The sequence below is a fragment of the Palleronia rufa genome (assembly GCF_000743715.1).
GTDB classification, from domain to species: Bacteria; Pseudomonadota; Alphaproteobacteria; order Rhodobacterales; family Rhodobacteraceae; genus Palleronia; species Palleronia rufa.
Map to the genome: position 1 here is coordinate 139,300 of NZ_JQEY01000006.1, position 16,579 is coordinate 155,878.

Annotated in this window: 24 protein-coding genes and 1 tRNA gene; 8 read left to right on the plus strand and 17 right to left on the minus strand. The window is 69.0% G+C overall.

Features of this window, described 5'->3' with window-relative positions:
* Nucleotides 1-18: 18 nt before the first annotated feature.
* Together KW83_RS10225 and mnmD are read right to left on the minus strand one after the other, a co-directional pair.
* Nucleotides 19-894: a DMT family transporter gene (locus KW83_RS10225; RefSeq protein ID WP_036178107.1), complete on the minus strand. Its 876-nt coding sequence runs from the start codon at nucleotides 892-894 to the stop codon at nucleotides 19-21.
* Nucleotides 891-1,559, minus strand: coding sequence for a tRNA (5-methylaminomethyl-2-thiouridine)(34)-methyltransferase MnmD (mnmD, locus tag KW83_RS10230; RefSeq protein ID WP_036178109.1), 669 nt, complete (start codon nucleotides 1,557-1,559; stop codon nucleotides 891-893). Before mnmD ends, KW83_RS10225 begins: the two co-directional genes overlap by 4 nt.
* A 47-nt stretch (nucleotides 1,560-1,606) precedes the next feature.
* On the opposite strand from mnmD, the gene KW83_RS10235 reads away from it, so the two are divergent.
* Nucleotides 1,607-2,632: an NAD(P)/FAD-dependent oxidoreductase gene (locus KW83_RS10235; RefSeq protein ID WP_036178111.1), complete on the plus strand. Its 1,026-nt coding sequence runs from the start codon at nucleotides 1,607-1,609 to the stop codon at nucleotides 2,630-2,632.
* 92 nt (nucleotides 2,633-2,724) lie between these two features.
* Here the strand turns inward: KW83_RS10235 and KW83_RS10240 are convergent, their stop codons facing one another.
* The gene (locus tag KW83_RS10240) at nucleotides 2,725-3,978 is read right to left on the minus strand and encodes a DNA polymerase IV (protein WP_036178113.1); all 1,254 of its coding nucleotides are present in this window, start codon (nucleotides 3,976-3,978) and stop codon (nucleotides 2,725-2,727) included.
* A 46-nt stretch (nucleotides 3,979-4,024) separates the two neighbouring features.
* On the opposite strand from KW83_RS10240, the gene KW83_RS10245 reads away from it, so the two are divergent.
* Nucleotides 4,025-4,423 carry an NUDIX domain-containing protein gene (locus KW83_RS10245; protein WP_036178115.1) on the plus strand — a complete coding sequence of 133 codons (399 nt, stop codon included), beginning with the start codon at nucleotides 4,025-4,027 and terminating at the stop codon, nucleotides 4,421-4,423.
* A 1-nt stretch (nucleotide 4,424) separates the two neighbouring features.
* Here the strand turns inward: KW83_RS10245 and KW83_RS10250 are convergent, their stop codons facing one another.
* Nucleotides 4,425-5,300 (minus strand): N-formylglutamate amidohydrolase, encoded by an 876-nt coding sequence (locus KW83_RS10250; protein ID WP_235191404.1) that lies wholly within the window; start codon nucleotides 5,298-5,300, stop codon nucleotides 4,425-4,427.
* 147 nt (nucleotides 5,301-5,447) lie between these two features.
* Here KW83_RS10250 and KW83_RS10255 point away from each other — a divergent pair.
* Both KW83_RS10255 and ykgO read left to right on the plus strand, forming a co-directional pair.
* A tRNA-Val gene (locus KW83_RS10255) sits at nucleotides 5,448-5,522 on the plus strand.
* Between the two features lie 89 nt (nucleotides 5,523-5,611).
* Nucleotides 5,612-5,737, plus strand: a complete 126-nt coding sequence (gene ykgO, locus KW83_RS10260) for a type B 50S ribosomal protein L36 (protein ID WP_028287243.1) — start codon at nucleotides 5,612-5,614, stop codon at nucleotides 5,735-5,737.
* A 267-nt stretch (nucleotides 5,738-6,004) separates the two neighbouring features.
* Here ykgO and ald read toward each other — a convergent pair whose 3' ends face one another.
* On the minus strand, nucleotides 6,005-7,117 hold the full coding sequence (ald, locus tag KW83_RS10265; protein WP_036178117.1) for an alanine dehydrogenase: 1,113 nt from the start codon (nucleotides 7,115-7,117) through the stop codon (nucleotides 6,005-6,007).
* A 139-nt stretch (nucleotides 7,118-7,256) separates the two neighbouring features.
* Here ald and KW83_RS10270 point away from each other — a divergent pair, with 139 nt between their 5' ends.
* Complete coding sequence (locus tag KW83_RS10270; protein WP_036178120.1) at nucleotides 7,257-7,718, plus strand: Lrp/AsnC family transcriptional regulator; 462 nt, start codon at nucleotides 7,257-7,259, stop codon at nucleotides 7,716-7,718.
* Here the strand turns inward: KW83_RS10270 and KW83_RS10275 are convergent.
* From KW83_RS10275 to argH, 5 genes are all read right to left on the minus strand, one after another.
* The gene (locus KW83_RS10275) at nucleotides 7,681-8,523 is read right to left on the minus strand and encodes an alpha/beta hydrolase fold domain-containing protein (protein ID WP_036178122.1); all 843 of its coding nucleotides are present in this window, start codon (nucleotides 8,521-8,523) and stop codon (nucleotides 7,681-7,683) included. The genes KW83_RS10270 and KW83_RS10275 overlap by 38 nt on opposite strands.
* An 87-nt stretch (nucleotides 8,524-8,610) precedes the next feature.
* The gene (locus KW83_RS10280; RefSeq protein WP_036178123.1) at nucleotides 8,611-8,907 is read right to left on the minus strand and encodes a DUF2834 domain-containing protein; all 297 of its coding nucleotides are present in this window, start codon (nucleotides 8,905-8,907) and stop codon (nucleotides 8,611-8,613) included.
* The gene (locus KW83_RS21155) at nucleotides 8,907-9,059 is read right to left on the minus strand and encodes a hypothetical protein (protein WP_200879675.1); all 153 of its coding nucleotides are present in this window, start codon (nucleotides 9,057-9,059) and stop codon (nucleotides 8,907-8,909) included. The genes KW83_RS10280 and KW83_RS21155 overlap by 1 nt, the downstream gene beginning before the upstream one ends.
* Entirely contained in the window at nucleotides 9,056-9,265 is a 210-nt protein-coding gene (locus KW83_RS10285; protein WP_152563560.1) for a hypothetical protein, read from the minus strand. Before KW83_RS10285 ends, KW83_RS21155 begins: the two co-directional genes overlap by 4 nt.
* Nucleotides 9,262-10,659 (minus strand): argininosuccinate lyase, encoded by a 1,398-nt coding sequence (gene argH, locus KW83_RS10290; RefSeq protein WP_081904557.1) that lies wholly within the window; start codon nucleotides 10,657-10,659, stop codon nucleotides 9,262-9,264. The genes KW83_RS10285 and argH overlap by 4 nt, the downstream gene beginning before the upstream one ends.
* A 192-nt stretch (nucleotides 10,660-10,851) precedes the next feature.
* On the opposite strand from argH, the gene KW83_RS10295 reads away from it, so the two are divergent.
* On the plus strand, nucleotides 10,852-11,223 hold the full coding sequence (locus tag KW83_RS10295; protein ID WP_036178130.1) for a hypothetical protein: 372 nt from the start codon (nucleotides 10,852-10,854) through the stop codon (nucleotides 11,221-11,223).
* A gap of 41 nt (nucleotides 11,224-11,264) precedes the next feature.
* Here the strand turns inward: KW83_RS10295 and KW83_RS10300 are convergent, their stop codons facing one another.
* Entirely contained in the window at nucleotides 11,265-12,122 is an 858-nt protein-coding gene (locus KW83_RS10300; RefSeq protein WP_036178132.1) for a D-amino-acid transaminase, read from the minus strand.
* Nucleotides 12,123-12,278: 156 nt separating this feature from the next.
* Between KW83_RS10300 and KW83_RS10305 the strand changes: the two genes are divergently transcribed.
* A complete protein-coding gene (locus KW83_RS10305; protein WP_036178134.1) occupies nucleotides 12,279-13,238 on the plus strand; it encodes an L-malyl-CoA/beta-methylmalyl-CoA lyase in 960 nt (319 codons plus the stop codon).
* Here KW83_RS10305 and KW83_RS10310 read toward each other — a convergent pair.
* The 3 genes from KW83_RS10310 to KW83_RS10320 are packed head-to-tail and all read right to left on the minus strand — an operon-like array spanning nucleotide 13,235 to nucleotide 14,213.
* Complete coding sequence (locus KW83_RS10310; protein ID WP_036178136.1) at nucleotides 13,235-13,456, minus strand: hypothetical protein; 222 nt, start codon at nucleotides 13,454-13,456, stop codon at nucleotides 13,235-13,237. The genes KW83_RS10305 and KW83_RS10310 overlap by 4 nt on opposite strands.
* 41 nt (nucleotides 13,457-13,497) lie before the next feature.
* Nucleotides 13,498-13,827 (minus strand): helix-turn-helix domain-containing protein, encoded by a 330-nt coding sequence (locus tag KW83_RS10315; protein ID WP_036178137.1) that lies wholly within the window; start codon nucleotides 13,825-13,827, stop codon nucleotides 13,498-13,500.
* A complete protein-coding gene (locus KW83_RS10320; protein WP_036178139.1) occupies nucleotides 13,809-14,213 on the minus strand; it encodes a hypothetical protein in 405 nt (134 codons plus the stop codon). The genes KW83_RS10315 and KW83_RS10320 overlap by 19 nt, the downstream gene beginning before the upstream one ends.
* A 122-nt stretch (nucleotides 14,214-14,335) precedes the next feature.
* Between KW83_RS10320 and KW83_RS10325 the strand changes: the two genes are divergently transcribed.
* Nucleotides 14,336-15,292, plus strand: a complete 957-nt coding sequence (locus tag KW83_RS10325) for an acetyl-CoA carboxylase carboxyltransferase subunit alpha (RefSeq protein WP_036178141.1) — start codon at nucleotides 14,336-14,338, stop codon at nucleotides 15,290-15,292.
* Between the two features lie 4 nt (nucleotides 15,293-15,296).
* On the opposite strand, the gene KW83_RS10330 is transcribed toward KW83_RS10325, so the two are convergent.
* From KW83_RS10330 to KW83_RS10340, 3 genes are read right to left on the minus strand one after another with little or no spacing between them, the layout of a single operon-like run.
* Nucleotides 15,297-15,545, minus strand: a complete 249-nt coding sequence (locus KW83_RS10330) for a hypothetical protein (protein WP_036178143.1) — start codon at nucleotides 15,543-15,545, stop codon at nucleotides 15,297-15,299.
* Between the two features lie 22 nt (nucleotides 15,546-15,567).
* On the minus strand, nucleotides 15,568-16,161 hold the full coding sequence (locus KW83_RS19175; protein ID WP_051928427.1) for a DUF5671 domain-containing protein: 594 nt from the start codon (nucleotides 16,159-16,161) through the stop codon (nucleotides 15,568-15,570).
* Complete coding sequence (locus KW83_RS10340) at nucleotides 16,161-16,457, minus strand: DUF1244 domain-containing protein (protein WP_036178246.1); 297 nt, start codon at nucleotides 16,455-16,457, stop codon at nucleotides 16,161-16,163. The genes KW83_RS19175 and KW83_RS10340 overlap by 1 nt, the downstream gene beginning before the upstream one ends.
* Between the last annotated feature and the right edge of the window lie 122 nt (nucleotides 16,458-16,579).

Here is a 16,579-nt window from a genome sequence, read left to right on the forward strand (position 1 = left end):
CCGACCGGAAAGGCGTGGCTAGGGCGGGCCGGCCCGGGTCCGGTTCCGGGCCAGCGTGAAAACGCCCGCCGACACGGTGATGGCGGCTCCGAGCGCGGTCAGGGGCTCCAGCGTCTCACCCAGAAGGAACACGCCGATCATGCTGGCAAAGACCAGCTGCAGGTAGGCGAAGGGCTGGACCGCGCTGGCTTCCGCGATCTCGTAGACCTTGATGAGAAAGAAGTGCCCCGCGGCTGCCAGCACGCAGAGCGCGGCCATCCACAGCCAGTCCTGGCCGGCCATCGGCTCCCAGAGCCAAAGGCCGGGCGGCGTCAGCACCGCCGCTCCCGCCACGCCGGTCCAGAAGAACGACGTCGCCGCGCTGTCGGTCCGGCCCACGTAGCGCGTCAGCAGCCCGTAGAGCGCGAAGGCTAAGGCGGCGGCAAGGGGCACCAGTGCGGCCGGCGAGAAGACGGCGATGCCCGGGCGCAGGATCACCAGGATGCCGACGAAGCCCACCGCAATGGCGGCCCAGCGCCGCCAACCCACCTTTTCGCCCAGGACCGGGCCGGAGAGGGCGGCGATCAGCAGCGGGTAAGAGGCCAGAACGGCATGGGCCTCTACCAGCCCCAGCAGCACGAAACCCAGCACCATGATGCAGACCTCTGCCGCCAGCAAAACGCCCCGGAAGATCTGCAGCCCCAACCGCTCCGTTCGTACAGCGGCGGACAGCCCACCTGGCGCGCGGGACGCCATGGCGACCACGAACAGTGCAAAGAACCAGTAGCGGATCATCACCACCATGACGGTGTTGTATTCCGTCGCCAGAAGCCGAGAGATTGCGTCCATCGACGCGAACACCATCGTCGTCAGCACCATGAGCCGGATGCCTTTCCCGGTGTCCTGCTCGGTCATCTGAGGCGGCCCCGGCTCATGTGGCGCTTGCGCCCGTATCCCGGGGCACGGGTCACGTCGAAGCCCGCCGCCTGCAGCGCGCGGCGGACGTGACCCGCGGCGGTATAGGTCGCGAAGCTGCCACGCGGACGAGTGTGGCGCGCGACCTCCTCCATGAGGGCGGGCGACCAGAGCGCGGGATTGCGGGCCGGCGCGAACCCGTCGAGGTACCATGCGTCCGCCCTCTCGGTCCAGTCCGGCAGGGTGCGGCCGGCGTCCCCCGGGATAACGGTCAGCGTAAGGTCCGCCAGTTCCGCGCCATGGCCGTCGAAGGCGGCCAGAAAATCCGCCGATAGGGTGGCCAGTTCCGGAAACTGCCGCTGGGCGCGGCGCAGGTCCGCGAAAGACAGGGGATGCGCCTCGAAGCTGGTGAAGCGCAGCCGCCCCGATGTGCCGGAGGCGCGGAAAGCGTGCCAGGCGGCCAGCAGGTTCAGCCCGGTCCCGAAGCCCGTCTCGGCGATGTGGAACCCGTCCCGGAACCGTCCCGGCAGGTCGTTGCCGGACAGGAAGGTGTGCCGCGTCTCGGCCAGCCCGTCCTGGAGCGAGTGGAACGGATCGTCATAGAGCCGCGAGACGGGGGCGCCGTGCCGCCAGTCGATGTCGTGGCTCTGGTCATCGCCGGGCATGGGGTCTACCTCCGTTGACGTGCGGGCGATAGGCGCGGGGCAGGGTGATGGCAAGCGACGTGACGATCCGGGGCGCGGGCATCTACGGACTGTCGGTCGCCTGGGAATGCCTGGCGCGTGGCGCGCGGGTGAGGCTCGTCGATCCTGCGGGACCGGCCGGCGGTGCCTCCGGCGGCGTGGTCGGTGCGCTTGCCCCCCACACCCCGGGCGACTGGTCCGACATCAAGGCGCTGCAACTCGACACGCTGCTGGCCGCGCCGGAGTACTGGGCCGAGGTGGCAGAGGCCGGCGGCGGCGATTCCGGCTACGCGCGGACCGGGCGGCTCCAGTCCCTGCCCGACGATGCTGCCGTCGTCCGGGCGCGCGCCCGGGCGGCGGATGCCCACCGGCACTGGGGCGACGCGTTCCGCTGGGAGGTGGTCGCGGCGCCGTCCGGCTGGGGGCCGGAGTCGCCCACCGGACTGGTGGTCCACGACACGCTGTCCGCCCGGCTGCATCCCGCGCGGGCCACGCTGGCCCTGGCCGCGGCAGTCCGGGCGCGGGGCGTGGCGGTCCTGGACGACGCCCCGGATCGCGGGCCGACGGTCTGGGCCACGGGTGCGGCAGGGCTGGAGGCACTTTCCCGCGCGCTGGGGCGTGAGGTCGGGCGCGGCATCAAAGGCCAGGGCGCGGTGCTCTCACACCATGCGCCGGACATGCCGCAGATCTACACCGGTGGCGTGCATATGGTGCCCCATGCCGACGGGACGGTTGGCATCGGGTCCACGACCGAGCGTGAGTTCGATAGTCCCGACACCACCGACGCGGGCCTTGAGGCCGTCATCGCGGCCGCCCGCGCGGCGGTTCCGGCTTTGCGGGAGGCCGCGGTGTTGCGGCGCTGGGCGGGGGTGCGGCCCCGTGCGCGGTCGCGCCAGCCGCTGTTGGGGGCCTGGCCGGGGCGCGCGGGACATTTCGTGGCCAACGGCGGATTCAAGATCGGCTTCGGCACCCACTTCGCCGCCGCCCGGATGGTGGCCGATCTGGTGCTGGACGGGGTCGATCGCATCCCCCCGTCCATGCGGCTGGAGCGCTGACGCCCCGGTGTGCGTATCGCCCTGGAACCCGGGCCGCGTCATCGCCCCCCGCCGCCGGGGGTTCACGTCCCGCGTCCCGCCCGGCCGTCGCCTCAACGCAGCGACCGGCCCTTGAGGATCGCGGCGTCGCCCCAGCGCTGGCGGATCCTGTCGGCGGCGCGTTCGGCGGCCGCCCGGCTTGCGGCCTGGGGGTCCAGCAGATCGCCCGACTGATCGGCGGCCGTATCCCCGACCAACTCCGACACGCCGACGCCCAGCAGGCGGAACGGCCCCTCGCGCGCCACCTGCTCGAACAGCCCGCGCGCGGTGCGGTAGATCCGGTCGGCGATCTGCGTCGGCTCATGGAGCGATACGCGCCGCGTTAGGATACTGTGGTTCGACCGCTTGAGCTTGAGCGTCACGATCCGCCCGGCGATCCCCTTGGCCTTGAGCCGGCCGGACACTTTTTCCGACAGGCGCCAGATATGACCGTCCAGCACATCCGCGTCGGCCGTATCCGCGCGGAACGTGGTTTCGTTCGACACGCCCTTCACGGGGGCATTGGCGGTGACGCGGCGCATATCCTCGCCCCGCGCCAGGTGCCAGAGCCGGACGCCCATGCCGCCGAAGCGGTCCTCCAGGTCACGCCTGTCCCAGCGGCGCAGGTCGTTGAAGGTGCGGATCCCGGCGCGCTCCAGCGCCGCGCGGGTGACCGCGCCGACGCCCCAGATCAGCGACACGGGCCGCGGCCCCAGGAAATCCATCGTCTCCGCCGCGCCGATCACCGAAAAGCCGCGCGGCTTCTCCAGATCCGACGCGATCTTTGCCAGGAACTTGTTGTGGCTGAGGCCGATGGACCCGGTGATCCCCAGCTCAGCCTGCATCCGCGCCGTGAGACGGGCCAGCATCACCGCCGGCGGCGCGCCGTGGAGCCGTGCCGTGCCGGTGAGATCCATGAACGCCTCGTCGAGCGACAGCGGCTCGACCACCGGTGTCAGGTCGTCCATCATCGCCCTGATCTGCCGCGAGACGGCCGAATAGACCTCGAACCGGGGCTTCACCACCGTTGCCTCGGGGCAGAGCCTGAGCGCCTGGAACATCGGCATGGCCGAGCGCACGCCCTTGATGCGCGCGATGTAGCACGCCGTGGTCACCACGCCGCGGGTGCCGCCGCCGACGATCACCGGCTTGTCGCGCAGGGCGGGATTGTCGCGCTTTTCGACGCTGGCGTAGAAGGCATCGCAATCCATATGGGCGATGCTGAGGTCCAGAAGTTCCGGGTGGGCGGCGACGCGCGGGCTGCGGCAGGACGGGCAGCGGGGCGCGTCCTGGAATGTGGTCAGACAGTCTCGGCAAAGCGACGGCATGGGGCCATGATAGGCGGGTGAGGCGTGCTCCGACAGGGGAAAGGCGATGACGATCACGGGCGCCAAGGTCGCGATTCTGTCGGGCGCGCGTATCGTGGCGCTGCTGCGCGACGACGACCCCGGCATCGCCTTTCCCGGCCTGTGGGACCTGCCCGGCGGCGGGCGCGAGGGCGATGAGGACGCGGTGGCCGCCGTGCTCCGGGAAACGCGGGAAGAGACCGGGTTGACCCTGGATCCCGCGCGGCTGATCCACCGGCGCGACTACGGGCCGGCCGGCCGCCGCGTCGCGTTCTTCGGGGCACGGTGGGAGGGTCTCGCGCAGGCGGACCTGAGGCTGGGGGCCGAAGGGCAGGCGCTGGTGCTCATGCCGGTGGCCAAGTTCCTGTCGCGGCCCGACGCCATCGCGGCCTTGCAGGCGCGCCTGTGGCACTGGCTGCGGCCCTAGCCTATTCGGCGGCCAGGGACTCTTCGGGCCGCCCGAAGGCGCAGAGCCGCGACACAAGCCCCGTCAGCCGCGCCTGCAGGTTCGCGAAATCGGAATGCGGCGTCACGGTCGCCTCATCCATGTAGAGCGAGCGGTCGAGTTCGACCTGCACCACATGCTGATGCGACCGGGGACGTCCGTAGTGCTGGGCGATGAAGGCACCGGCGAAGGGCGTGTTGCGCGACACGGTAAAGCCCGCGAGGGTGAACTCCTGTTCGATCAGATCGACGATGCCGGTTTCCGCCGAGGCGCCGAAGCGATCGCCCAGGACGATGTCGGGACGCCGGCCGGCGACGCGCACCTGGTCCAGCGCCTCATGCGGCATCGAGTGGCAGTCGAGCAGGATCGCCTGACCGAACCGGACGCGGCTATCCACCAGAAGCTGTTGCAGGCGGGCATGGTATGGGTGCCACACGTCGCGGATCCGCGCCCGCGCATCGGCCTGCGTGATCTTGCCCGCGTAGATCGTGCGCCCGGCGGACACGACCCGCGGCACGACCCCCAGCCCGGAACTCACCCGGGGATTATGCGCCCCGCGGCGCTGGCCGTCGATCAGCGCGGGGTCAAGCTCATCCGCCGCGCGGTTCACGTCGAGCCAGGCGCGCGGCAGGCGCGCGGCCAGAAGCGGTGCGCCGTGGGACGGGGCGGACGCGAAGAGCCGGTCCACATAGGCGTCCTCGGACGAGCGCAGGTCATGTGCGGAGAGCATCGATTGGGTCAGCAGGGCCTGGGGATAGACCCGCCCGGAATGGGGCGATGCGAAGACGAACGGGGTCGTGTGCGGGCCGTCCGGCAACAGCAGATCGTAGGCGCGCATGGGATCGTCGGGGTCGGTCATCGGTCTCTCCTAGCCCCGGAACTGGCGCTCGGAAAGCCCTTGAACAGGTGGGCGCGACCTTTTATAGACCGCCCACCGACGCGAGGCTCCGGCTTCGCGCGCCGTCCGTCGTGGCGGTGTCCGCGCCGGATCGGGACATTGGCGGACGGGCGATTAGCTCAGCGGTAGAGCACTTCGTTGACATCGAAGGGGTCACTGGTTCGATCCCAGTATCGCCCACCACCGCCGCCGAACTCACCGCCCCGGATCGCTCCGGGGCCGAACTGCAACAAGGCGCGAGCCCCGCGCCGCGACAGATGGGAGAGAGCGACATGAAGGTGCGCAACTCGCTTCGTTCGCTGAAGAGCCGCCACCGCGATTGCCGCGTGGTGCGCCGCAAGGGCCGCGTCTACGTCATCAACAAGACGCAGCGCCGGTTCAAGGCCCGCCAGGGCTGAAGGACAACGCCCTGAGGTGTGTGAGCCGCTCCGGCATCGGGGCGGCTTTTCTGCGTTCGGGGCGGCGCTGCCCGGCCGGCTGCGACCTCCCGGACGTCTGCGGCCGGACGCCCCGCCTTACCCTCTGCCGCCGGTGATCCCGCCCGAAACGCCGCTGCGCGTACCGACCGGCCGAGGGCATCCGGGTCCGGGATCGCCTCCGCCGCAACCCATGCGCCGTCCGGGGGCCGGATGCGTCCGCGGCCCCTGCGATGCCCGACGGTATCGCTAGAGCACCGCGGACGGGTCCACCGCCTCGCGGTCCTGGGCCTCGCCCACGGCGCGGTTGGTGAGTTGCCCGGCATGGATGTTCAGTCCTTCGGCCAGGTTCGGGTCGGCGCGGCAGGCATCGGCCCAGCCCCTGTCGGCGATGCGCAGCATGAACGGCATGGTGGCATTGGACAGCGCCTGGGTCGACGTGCGCGGCACCGCGCCGGGCATGTTGGCCACGCAGTAATGCATGATGCCGTCGATCTCGAAGCTGGGATCCTCATGCGTGGTGGCGCGGGATGTCTCGAAACAGCCGCCCTGGTCGATGGCCACATCCACCAGCACGGCGCCGGTCTGCATGTCCGACAGCTGGGCGCGGCTGATCAGCTTCGGCGCGGCGGCACCGGGGACAAGGACCGCACCGATCACCATGTCGGCCTCTGCCACCAGTTGCGCTGTGTAGGTCTTCGACGCGTAGCCGGTCTTGAAGGTCCGCCCGAACACGTCGTCGAGATAGCGCAGCCGGGGCAGCGACCGGTCCAGTACGGTGACCTCCGCGCCCATGCCGGCGGCGATCCGTGCCGCATGGGTGCCGACGACCCCGCCGCCGATGACGACCACATGGGCCGGAAAAACGCCCGGCACGCCGCCCAGCAGCACGCCGCGGCCGCCGTTGGCCTTCTGCAGCGTATAGGCGCCCATCTGCGGGGCCAGACGCCCAGCGACCTCGGACATCGGGGCCAGCAGCGGCAGGCCGCCCTTGCCGTCGGTCACAGTCTCATAGGCGATGCAGGTCGCGCCGGAGGTCAGCAACTCGTCCGTCTGCGGCCGGTCGGGGGCAAGGTGGAGATACGTGAACAGGATCTGCCCCTCACGCAGCATCTTGCGCTCTGCGGTCTGGGGTTCCTTGACCTTCACGATCATGTCGGCATCAGCGAAGACCTCTGCCGCATCCGCGGCGATCCGCGCGCCGGCACCGGTATAGTCCGTATCGGTATAGCCCGCCCCGTCGCCGGCGCCGGCCTGAACGATGACCTCATGACCGTGGGCGATGGCTTCCGCCGCGGCGGTGGGGGTCAGGCCGACGCGATATTCCTGGGCTTTGATCTCGGTAGGGCAGCCGATCTTCATGATGCGCTCCTGGGATGCGGATGGGTGTGAATTTTCTATAGGCGTATTGCCGGGCAAGGTGCGTGCGTTTTGCGCGCGTCGCGACGTCTGATCAGAAGGATCTTGCGATTTTTCGTTTGATAGTCGAAGAATTGTCTCTATGGCGCGCCTAGACGAAACGGATCTCCGAATCCTGCGGATCCTGCAAAGAGAGGCGCGTCTGTCGAACGCGGACCTTGCCGAGCGGGTCGCCCTGAGCCCGTCCGCCTGTCACCGGCGGGTCGCGCAGCTGGAGGCCGCCGGCGTGATCGCCGGCTACGTTGCGCTGGTAAACCGGCGCATCTTGCGGCGCAGCGTCACCGTTTTCGTCGAAATCACGCTCACCGCCCAGTCCGATGAGGTGCTCGACGCGTTCGAGGCCGGCGTGGCGCGGATACCGGAAGTGCTGGAATGTCACCTGATGGCGGGAACGGCCGACTATCTGCTGAAGGTGGCGGTGGAGGACAGCGACGATTTCGCGCGGCTCCACCGCCGGCATCTGGCGCGGCTGCCCGGGGTGCAGGGAATGCAGTCGAGCTTCGCGCTCAAACGGGTGCGCGAGACGACGGAGATCCCATTGTGATGTGAACGGCAACGGCGTCCAGGGCGCTGCGCGCCTCGGGCAGGATGTCGGGCCAGAGCGGCCACAGATGAAAGAGACCCGGCCAGATGCGGAGCGTCACGGCCACGTCCCGCAGCGCCAGGGCGCGGGCCAGCAGCAGCGAATCGTCCAGAAGCATCTCCGCCCCCGCGGCCAGGATCAGGGTCGGCGGAAGACCCGAAAGATCGGCCAGCAGAGGCGAAACCTCCGGGTCGGTCGGGTCGAGGTCCCCCATGGCCGTGCGCGCGAACGCGGTATCTCCGGCACCGTCGTTCATCAGATCGGTGTCGCGGTCACGGGTCGTGGACTGTCCGCTGCGGTCGGAGTTGGGGGAAATCAGCGCAAGCGACGTTACGGCACCGGGACGCCGGAGGGCAAGGATCAGCGCAAGTTGCCCGCCGACCGAATCGCCCACCACCGGCACCGGCCCGTCCAGGGCGTCGAGCACCGCCTGACAGGCATCGCGCTGGGCCGGCCAGGGTGCCTCGGGTGCAAGCGGGTAGTCGGGCAGCACGATCTGGTGCCCGGTCGTGCGGGCGACGTATCCGGCCGCGCGCGCATGGGTGTCCGGACCGCCCAGCACCAGGCCTCCGCCGTGAAGCCACAACAGCGGTGGCCCCTCACCGAACCGTGCGCAGGGAACACCGCCCAGCAGGTGCGTCCGGATCTCCGGGCGGGGGGCAAAGAGGCTGCGGAACGCGGCGCGCATCTCTTCCGGCGAACCTTCGATGGATGAGTTGCGGATGCGATGCTCAAGCTCATCGCGGGTTGTGGGGCGGTCAATCATGGGGCGGTCCTTGCTTCGCCCACCAAGGCGCGATCGGCGCCGGGGGTTCCCCTGGCCCAACCGCAGCCAGGGATCACCGGGGGGCCATCAGCGCAAGCGCAGCCAAAGATAGAGCGGCAGACCGAAGCTCACACCGACGCCGAATATGGCGGGAATGGCCAGAAGGCGCAGCCAGTCGCGGCTCTGGAACGTTTCCCAGAGAATCCAGACCGTCAGCGTGATCGCGGCGATGGTCAGATCCCACACCAGGCCGGTGGTCGAGGCGTTGACGTACCACGCGTCGATCAGCTGACCCAGGGTGTTGCCCTCTGCCATGTAGGTCAGGAACCACCACATCGGGTGGATCGCCCCCCAGACGGCCAGGACCAGGAAGACATGGCGCATCACCGTCCGCCTGTCACGCCGATGGTCGCGGTGCCGGAGATGTCGATACGCACGGGTTCCGCCGTGATGCCCTCCCGCACTGGCTCGGGCGCCCCGGCAGCGCCGCAGGCGGCGAGCAGCAAGAGCCCGCCCACAAGGGCGAACCGCATCATCGCCGGACCCCGGTCGAGACGTGGACCGGCCCGCGAACGACGGAGGCTTCGGCCCGCCCGTCGCTGTTGACCCGCAGCGCCGTTCCGGGACCGCCGAACACCGCCACACCGGCGCGCGGACCTCCCGGACCGACGCCGATCCCGGCGCCGACCGCGCCGCATCCGGCAAGGCTCAGAAGCCCCGCGGTCAGGATCATCCGCCTCATGCCAGCCGTTCTCTCCATTTCGCGATCTCCGAGCGCACGTTCGCCGGTGCGGTCCCGCCATAGGATGTGCGCGACGCCACCGAATTGTCCACGCCAAGGACGTCGAACACGGCTTCCGTGATCGCGGGATGCACCTGTCGCATCTCCGCCAGGGTCAGGTCGGGCAGGTCGCAGCCTTTCGCTTCGGCCCTTGCGACCAGCGTGCCGGTCGCGTGGTGAGCGTCGCGGAACGGCAGGCCGGCCTCTCGCACCAGCCAGTCGGCCAGGTCCGTCGCGGTCGAGAACCCCTGCCCGGCGGCGGCGCGCATCGCCGGCGCATTCGCCGTCATGCCGTCGATCATCCCGGCCATGGCGGCGAGGCTCAACATCAGCGTGTCGGCGGCGTCGAACACCTGTTCCTTGTCCTCCTGCATGTCCTTGGAATAGGCCAGCGGCAGCCCCTTCATCACCATCAGCAGCGCCGATTGTGCGCCGAAGATCCGCCCGATCTTGGCCCGGATCAGCTCGGCCGCGTCGGGGTTCTTCTTCTGCGGCATGATCGACGAGCCGGTGGAGAACCTGTCGGACATGGTGACGAATCGGAACTGGGCCGACGACCAGATCACCAGCTCCTCGGAAAGGCGCGACAGGTGCATCGCGCAGATCGACGCGGCCGACAGGAAATCCAGCGCGAAATCCCGGTCCGACACCGCATCGAGCGAATTGGCCGAAGGCCGGTCGAATCCCAGCGCCGTGGCCGTCATGTGCCGGTCGATCGGAAAGGACGTGCCCGCCAGCGCGGCGGCCCCCAGCGGACATTCGTTCATCCGCGCGCGGGCGTCGGAAAAGCGCGACACGTCGCGGCCCAGCATCTCTACATAGGCCAGCATGTGATGGCCCCAGGTCACCGGCTGCGCGGTTTGCAGATGGGTGAACCCCGGCATCACCCGGTCGACCCCGTCCTCGGCCTGGGTCAGCAGCACCTGTTGCAGCGCGGTCAGCCCGGCGATGGCGGCGTCGCACTGGTCGCGCACCCACAGCCGGAAATCCGTCGCCACCTGGTCGTTGCGCGACCGTCCCGTGTGCAGACGGCGTCCGGCATCGCCGATCAGATCGATCAGACGCGACTCCACGTTCATGTGGATGTCCTCCAGCGCCGTGGAAAAGTCGAAACTGCCGGCTTCGATCTCTGCCAGGACGGTCAGCAGCCCGTCCCGGATCGCCTGTGCATCCGCATCGCTGAGGATGCCCTGGGCGGCCAGCATCGCCGCATGGGCGCGGGAGCCTTCGATGTCCTGGGGCGCCAACCGCCGGTCGTACCCGATCGAGGCGTTGATCGCCTCCATGATGGCATCGGGGCCCCCGGCGAACCGGCCGCCCCACATGGCATTCGAACTGTCGGAGGACTGGGACATGATGGCCTTTCTGCAGAACGCGATCGGGTATCTCGCCGCCGCTCTTTATCTGTCGGCGGCCACGCCTGCAAACGCACAGGAGACCGGGCCGGCCGCACCGCCGGTCCCGGGGGAGCGCCGACGGTCCGGCAGGCTCTTGACGTGGGCCGGCGCGCGCCCATATCGCGGCGGTCACTGTCGCAGGAGGCCCCGATGGGTCCAGCCGTACCGTTGTTCGTCGCCGCCGCCCTGGGCGGGCTGGGCCTAGCCCGCCGGTTCCTCGTCCGGTCCGATCTTTCGGATCGCGACGCTCCGGCCCGGTTCTGGCACCAGGCCTATCCGGGCGATCAGGTGCAAGACAGCATCGTGTCCCTCGACGGGCGATCCGCGCTGGTGATGACGGGCTGGGGCGCCGGAGTGATCTGCCGCGGTGGCGATTTCGCGGGCCGGCTCGACCATGCGGTAACCGAAAGCGACGCGGACGGACTCATCATCCGCTTCGACGATGTCACCGCCCCACGCGTCCGGATCCGCCTGACGCCCGAAGACGCCGCCCACTGGCAAGAACGGATCGAGAGCGAGTGACCGGACCGCACTGGCCCGTGACGGGGCCGGTACCGCCGCCCCTACACCGCGACCTTGCGGCTTTCCTCCAGGTAGATCTCGCGCAGGCGGGTGGCGACCCTGCCGGGCGCGCCGGTGCCGATCCGCTGGCCGTCGATCTCGACCACCGGCATGACGAAGGCGGAGGCCGAGGTCACGAAAGCCTCGTCCGCCGACAGCGCCTCTTCGACGGTGAAGGCGCGCTCTTCGACGCGCATCTGCGCCTCACGCGCAAAGCGCAGGACCGCGGCGCGGGTGATGCCGTGCAGGATCTCCGTCCCCAGGTGGCGGGTCACGATCACCCCGTCCCTGACGATATAGGCGTTGTTCGACGTCCCCTCGGTCACCGCGCCGTCCTCGACCATCCAGGCGTCGTCAGCGCCCCGCGCCTTGGCGGCCATCTTGCCCATGGACGGATAGAGAAGCTGGACCGTCTTGATGTCGCGCCGTCCCCAGCGTTCGTCGGGGACGGTCACCACCTTGATGCCGGTCCGCGACTGGGGGGCGTCCGCCAGGCCCGGTTTGGACTGGGTGAACAGCACCACGCTCTGCGGCGTATCGGGCGCCGGATAGGCAAAGTCACGATCCGCCGCGCCGCGGGTGACTTGCAGATAGATCAACCCGTCCTCCAGATCGTTTTCCTGGGCCAGGCGCCTGTGGATCTGCAAAAGCGCGTCGCGTGACATCGGCATGGGCATCCCCAGCTCACCCAGGGAGCGTTCCAGACGCTTGGCATGGCCATCGAAGTCGATGAGCTTGCCGCCCAGGACGCTCGTGACCTCATAGACCGCGTCGGCGAACAGGAACCCGCGGTCGAAGACCGAGATCTTCGCCTCCTCCTCGGGCAGGTAGTCGCCGTTCACGTAGACGGTGCGGGACATGTCACGGACTCCTCTTGCGCTGATGGCGTCCGGTGTCCTCCAAGCCCGCGGTTCGGTCAAGGCCGGTCGAGCCGGGAAAGACCGACCCGCTTGCGAAGCCGCCGGCAATATCCTAGCTCTCGCCGCGACGCAGAAGAAACAATGTTGCGAGGTCGCATGTCGTTCAAGATCCAGCCAACGCCCGTCGCCCGGCCAAACCGCTGCCAGCTTTTCGGACCCGGCTCCCGTCCGGCCATCTTCGAGAAGATGGCGGCGAGCGATGCGGACGTCATCAATCTGGACCTGGAGGACTCGGTCAGCCCCGACGACAAGCCGGAGGCGCGCAGGAACATCGTCCAGGCCATCGGCGACATCGATTGGGGCGACAAGCACCTGAGCGTGCGGATCAACGGGCTGGATACGCCATATTGGTACCGCGATGTGGTCGATCTGCTGGAACAGGCGGGCGACCGGCTCGACCAGATCATGATTCCCAAGGTCGGCAACGCGGCCGATCTTTATGCCGTCGATGCGCTGGTGACGGCGGTGGAGTCCGCGAAAGGCCGCAGCAAGCCCATCGCCTTCGAGGTCATCATCGAGACCGCCGCCGGCCTGACCCATGTCGACGAGATCGCCGCCGCGACCCCGCGCCTTCAAGCCATGAGCCTGGGGGCAGCGGACTATGCCGCGTCCATGGGCATGGCCACCACCGGCATCGGCGGGACGCAGGAGACCTACTACATGACCCGCGAGGGTCAGAAATACTGGGGCGATCCGTGGCACTGGGTGCAGACCGCCATCGTCGCCGCCTGCCGCACCCATGGCATCCTGCCGGTGGACGGGCCGTTCGGCGATTTCTCGGACGACGAGGGGTTCCGCGCCCAGGCGCTGCGCTCGGCCACCCTCGGCATGGTCGGCAAATGGGCAATTCACCCCAAGCAGGTGGCGCTGGCCAATGAGGTGTTCACCCCGTCCGACGCCGCCGTGACCGAGGCGCGCGAGATCCTGGACGCCATGGAAGAGGCCAGGCGCACGGGGCAGGGGGCGGCGGTCTACAAGGGGCGGCTGGTCGACCTGGCCTCGATCCGGCAGGCCGAGGTGATCGTGAAGCAGTCGGAGATGATCGCCGGGCGCTAGGTCGCGATGCGCCCGAGCCCCGATCCCAGAAGCAGCAGGTATCCGGTCCACAGGCACACCCGGTCGAGCGCGCGCCACCGCGACACCCAGCGCTCTATCCGGGCCACCGACCGGGCGCGCAGGGCGGAAAGCGGTCCCGAAGGCGCAGGTCGTCCGCTGATGCGGGCGGCGCGGGCCTTGCGCCGGTCCAGCGACAGCACCGGGACCGAAAGGATCACGATCCCCAGAAAGGCCGCCCAGTCCCAGACCGCGTCGAGGTTCAGGCCACCATCTCCGCGATGACGCCGTCGCCGTCATCCGCGGCGGGGTCGATCACGCGGGACTGGAGGTCGAAGCCGCAGGCCTTGATCCACCGCACAACGGTCTCGTCGCTGGGCTTGTGGCCGTCCAGACGCTCTGTCCGGGAGATGAAGGACTGGTCCCACCCCGTCGCCTCGCCCAGCGCCTTCTGGGTCAGTCCGGATACCTGCCGGGCACGGCGCAGCATCTCGACCGTGCGCCGGGCGCGCACCTGCTCCGCGGACGCGAACCGCGCGGCGGCATCCGGACGCGCCGTCTTGCGACGCTCGATCAGGTTCTTCGCATCCATGGTCGTTCCTCCAGAGTTTCGTTCACCAGCCCGAGATCCTGCCTGACGAGAGCCTCGGCCGCCACGATGGCATCGCGACCGGGACCCATGCCGTGGAACATCGCCCGATGATCCGGCCTGCCGCGATCCACCGACACGACCATCATCGCCTTGCCGACTGGGCGCAGATACACTTCGACCGGGTCGGTTCGCGGGCGACAGAGCGCGAAGGCGCAGTACCTGTCGGGCATGTCGTTCCGGGCCAGCGCGTCGAGTTCGGCCCAGACCTCGACCTCCAGCGCCTCGCCGAGGCGGGCAAGGTCGGTATCGATCCGTGATTCACGCGGGCTTCCCTCCGGCAGGACGACGGGCCTGTTCCGATAGCCTGAATATAACTCTGTCATCATATGTTGTCAAGATCATGGCCGGGGAGCGCGCTTGCCGCGACGGTGCCTTACGTCGGCGCCGCAAACAGGTTAGGAACAGGGCGTCGACGTGCCAAGCCCGAATTCAGAAGACGGACAGCCCCATGACCCAGTACCTCGATTTCGAAAAGCAGCTTGCCGATCTGGAAGGCAAGGCCGAAGAGCTTCGCGCCATGGCCGAGCGGGACGACGACGTGGACGAGCAGGCCCGCGCGCTGGACCAGAAGGCCAAGCAGCGGCTCCAGACGCTCTACAAGAACCTCACGCCCTGGCAGAAGTGCCAGGTGGCGCGTCATCCCGACCGGCCCCATTGCCGCGACTATGTCCGGGATCTTTTCACCGAATACACGCCCTTGGCCGGCGACCGGAATTTCGCCGACGACCATGCGGTGATGGGCGGGCTCGCGCGGCTCGACGGGCGCGCGGTCGTCATTATCGGCCATGAGAAGGGCAACGATACCAAGTCCCGGCTTGAGCATAACTTCGGCATGGCCCGTCCCGAAGGCTACCGCAAGGCGATCAGGCTGATGGATCTGGCCGATCGGTTCGGCCTGCCGGTGATTACCCTCATCGATACGCCCGGTGCCTATCCGGGAAAGGGCGCCGAGGAACGCGGCCAGTCGGAGGCCATCGCCCGTTCGACCCAACGGTGCCTGCGGCTTGGCGTGCCCATGGTGTCGGTGATCGTGGGGGAGGGCGGGTCCGGCGGCGCCGTGGCCTTTGCCACCGCGAACCGGGTCGCCATGCTGGAACACTCCGTCTATTCGGTGATCTCTCCCGAGGGCTGCGCGTCGATCCTGTGGAAGGACGCCGAGAAGATGCGCGAGGCGGCGGAGGCGCTGCGCCTCACCGCGCAGGATCTCAAGCGGCTGGGAGTGATCGACCGGATCATCGCCGAACCGGTGGGCGGCGCCCAGCGCGATGGCCGCGCCGCAGTCGCGGCGGTGGGTGAGGCGCTGACCGACCTTCTGGGCGGATTCGCCGGGATGGACCCAGCGGCGATCCGCGCGGAGCGGCGGCAGAAATTCGTTGCCATGGGCGCCAAGGGACTGGCGGCCTGAGCGCTCAGTCGCGGTCGTCCGGGTCGCGCAAGATCGCGCGGGCCTTGCGCCGGATGTTCAGATAGCCGTTCTCTGAGACCAGCAGCAGGTGCAACGCCGCGGCCTGCGCGGTGGTCAGATCCTCCGGCTTCACGCGGATACCATAGACCGACAGCTTCTGCGCGACGGAATTGGTGAGTTGCGGCGAAGGATCCGCCAGCGCCGGGGCCAAGATCGCGGCGGCCAGGACGGAACCCAGGACAAGACGGAACAAGCGGCGTTTCCCTATCTGCGGCCTAACGCTCCGTATCGGCCCTCAGGTCCCGGCGATAGTAGACGAGTACGGCGCAGGCCGCGACGGCCAGGATCAGCGCCTTTAACGTCACCTCTGTTCCCAACCCGCCGGTCAGGCCGAGTGCGATCACACCCACCAGGGTGAAAAGCAGCACCAGCGCTGCGAAGAAGAGCGCGGCATAGGCCAGGACCTTCCGCACCGGGTTTTCGAGATCGGCGCGCAGGTCGATATAGGCGAAAAGCGGCGCGAAAACCGCAATGGCAGCGATGCGCCAGGCCTGGGCGCTCGCCGACCAGGGGCGACCTTCGCCTGCGGCGCTCTCGACCAGGTCGAAAAGCGCGGCGACGCCGTTGACCAGCACGACCGCCAGCGCAAAGAAGCCCAGCCCGTACATCACCGCATCGCGGGCCGAGGCGAAGGGACGCGGACGCGGCACCGGCGGCGTGAAGCCCACGTCGGCATAGGCCGACAGGGCGCGGTCCACGTCGCGGTCGCGCCAGCCCGCCGTTGACAGGGCCCCGCGGATCTCGGCCCGGGAGCGTCCGGCGGCCAGGGCGTCGCGGACGAACTGGACCAGCTCCAGCCGTGCCGACATCAGTGCCCCTTGTTAGCCGCGTCGAAGGCTTGCCGCTGCGCGTCGGACGCGTCCCGCTGGTGTGTGGCGCGCCATTCGTCGTAGGGCATTCCGTAGATGTCCTCTCGGGCCTCGTCCTTGGACATCTCCACGCCCGCCTCCGCGGCGGCTTCCTGATACCATCGGCTCAGGCAATTGCGGCAGAACCCCGCCATGTTCATCAGGTCGATGTTCTGCACGTCGGTGCGCTCGGCCAGATGCGCCACAAGCCTGCGGAATGCCGCGGCCTCGAGTTCCGTACGCGTGGTGTCGTCCATGTTCGTCTCTCCCGTCGGTTCGGTGCCGCAGAAGTGGGCAGACGTCCGGACAAGATCAAGCATTGACGCCGCATCCCCGCGGTCCCGGTTGTCAGGGACCGGCTTTCGGTCAATAAACTGAC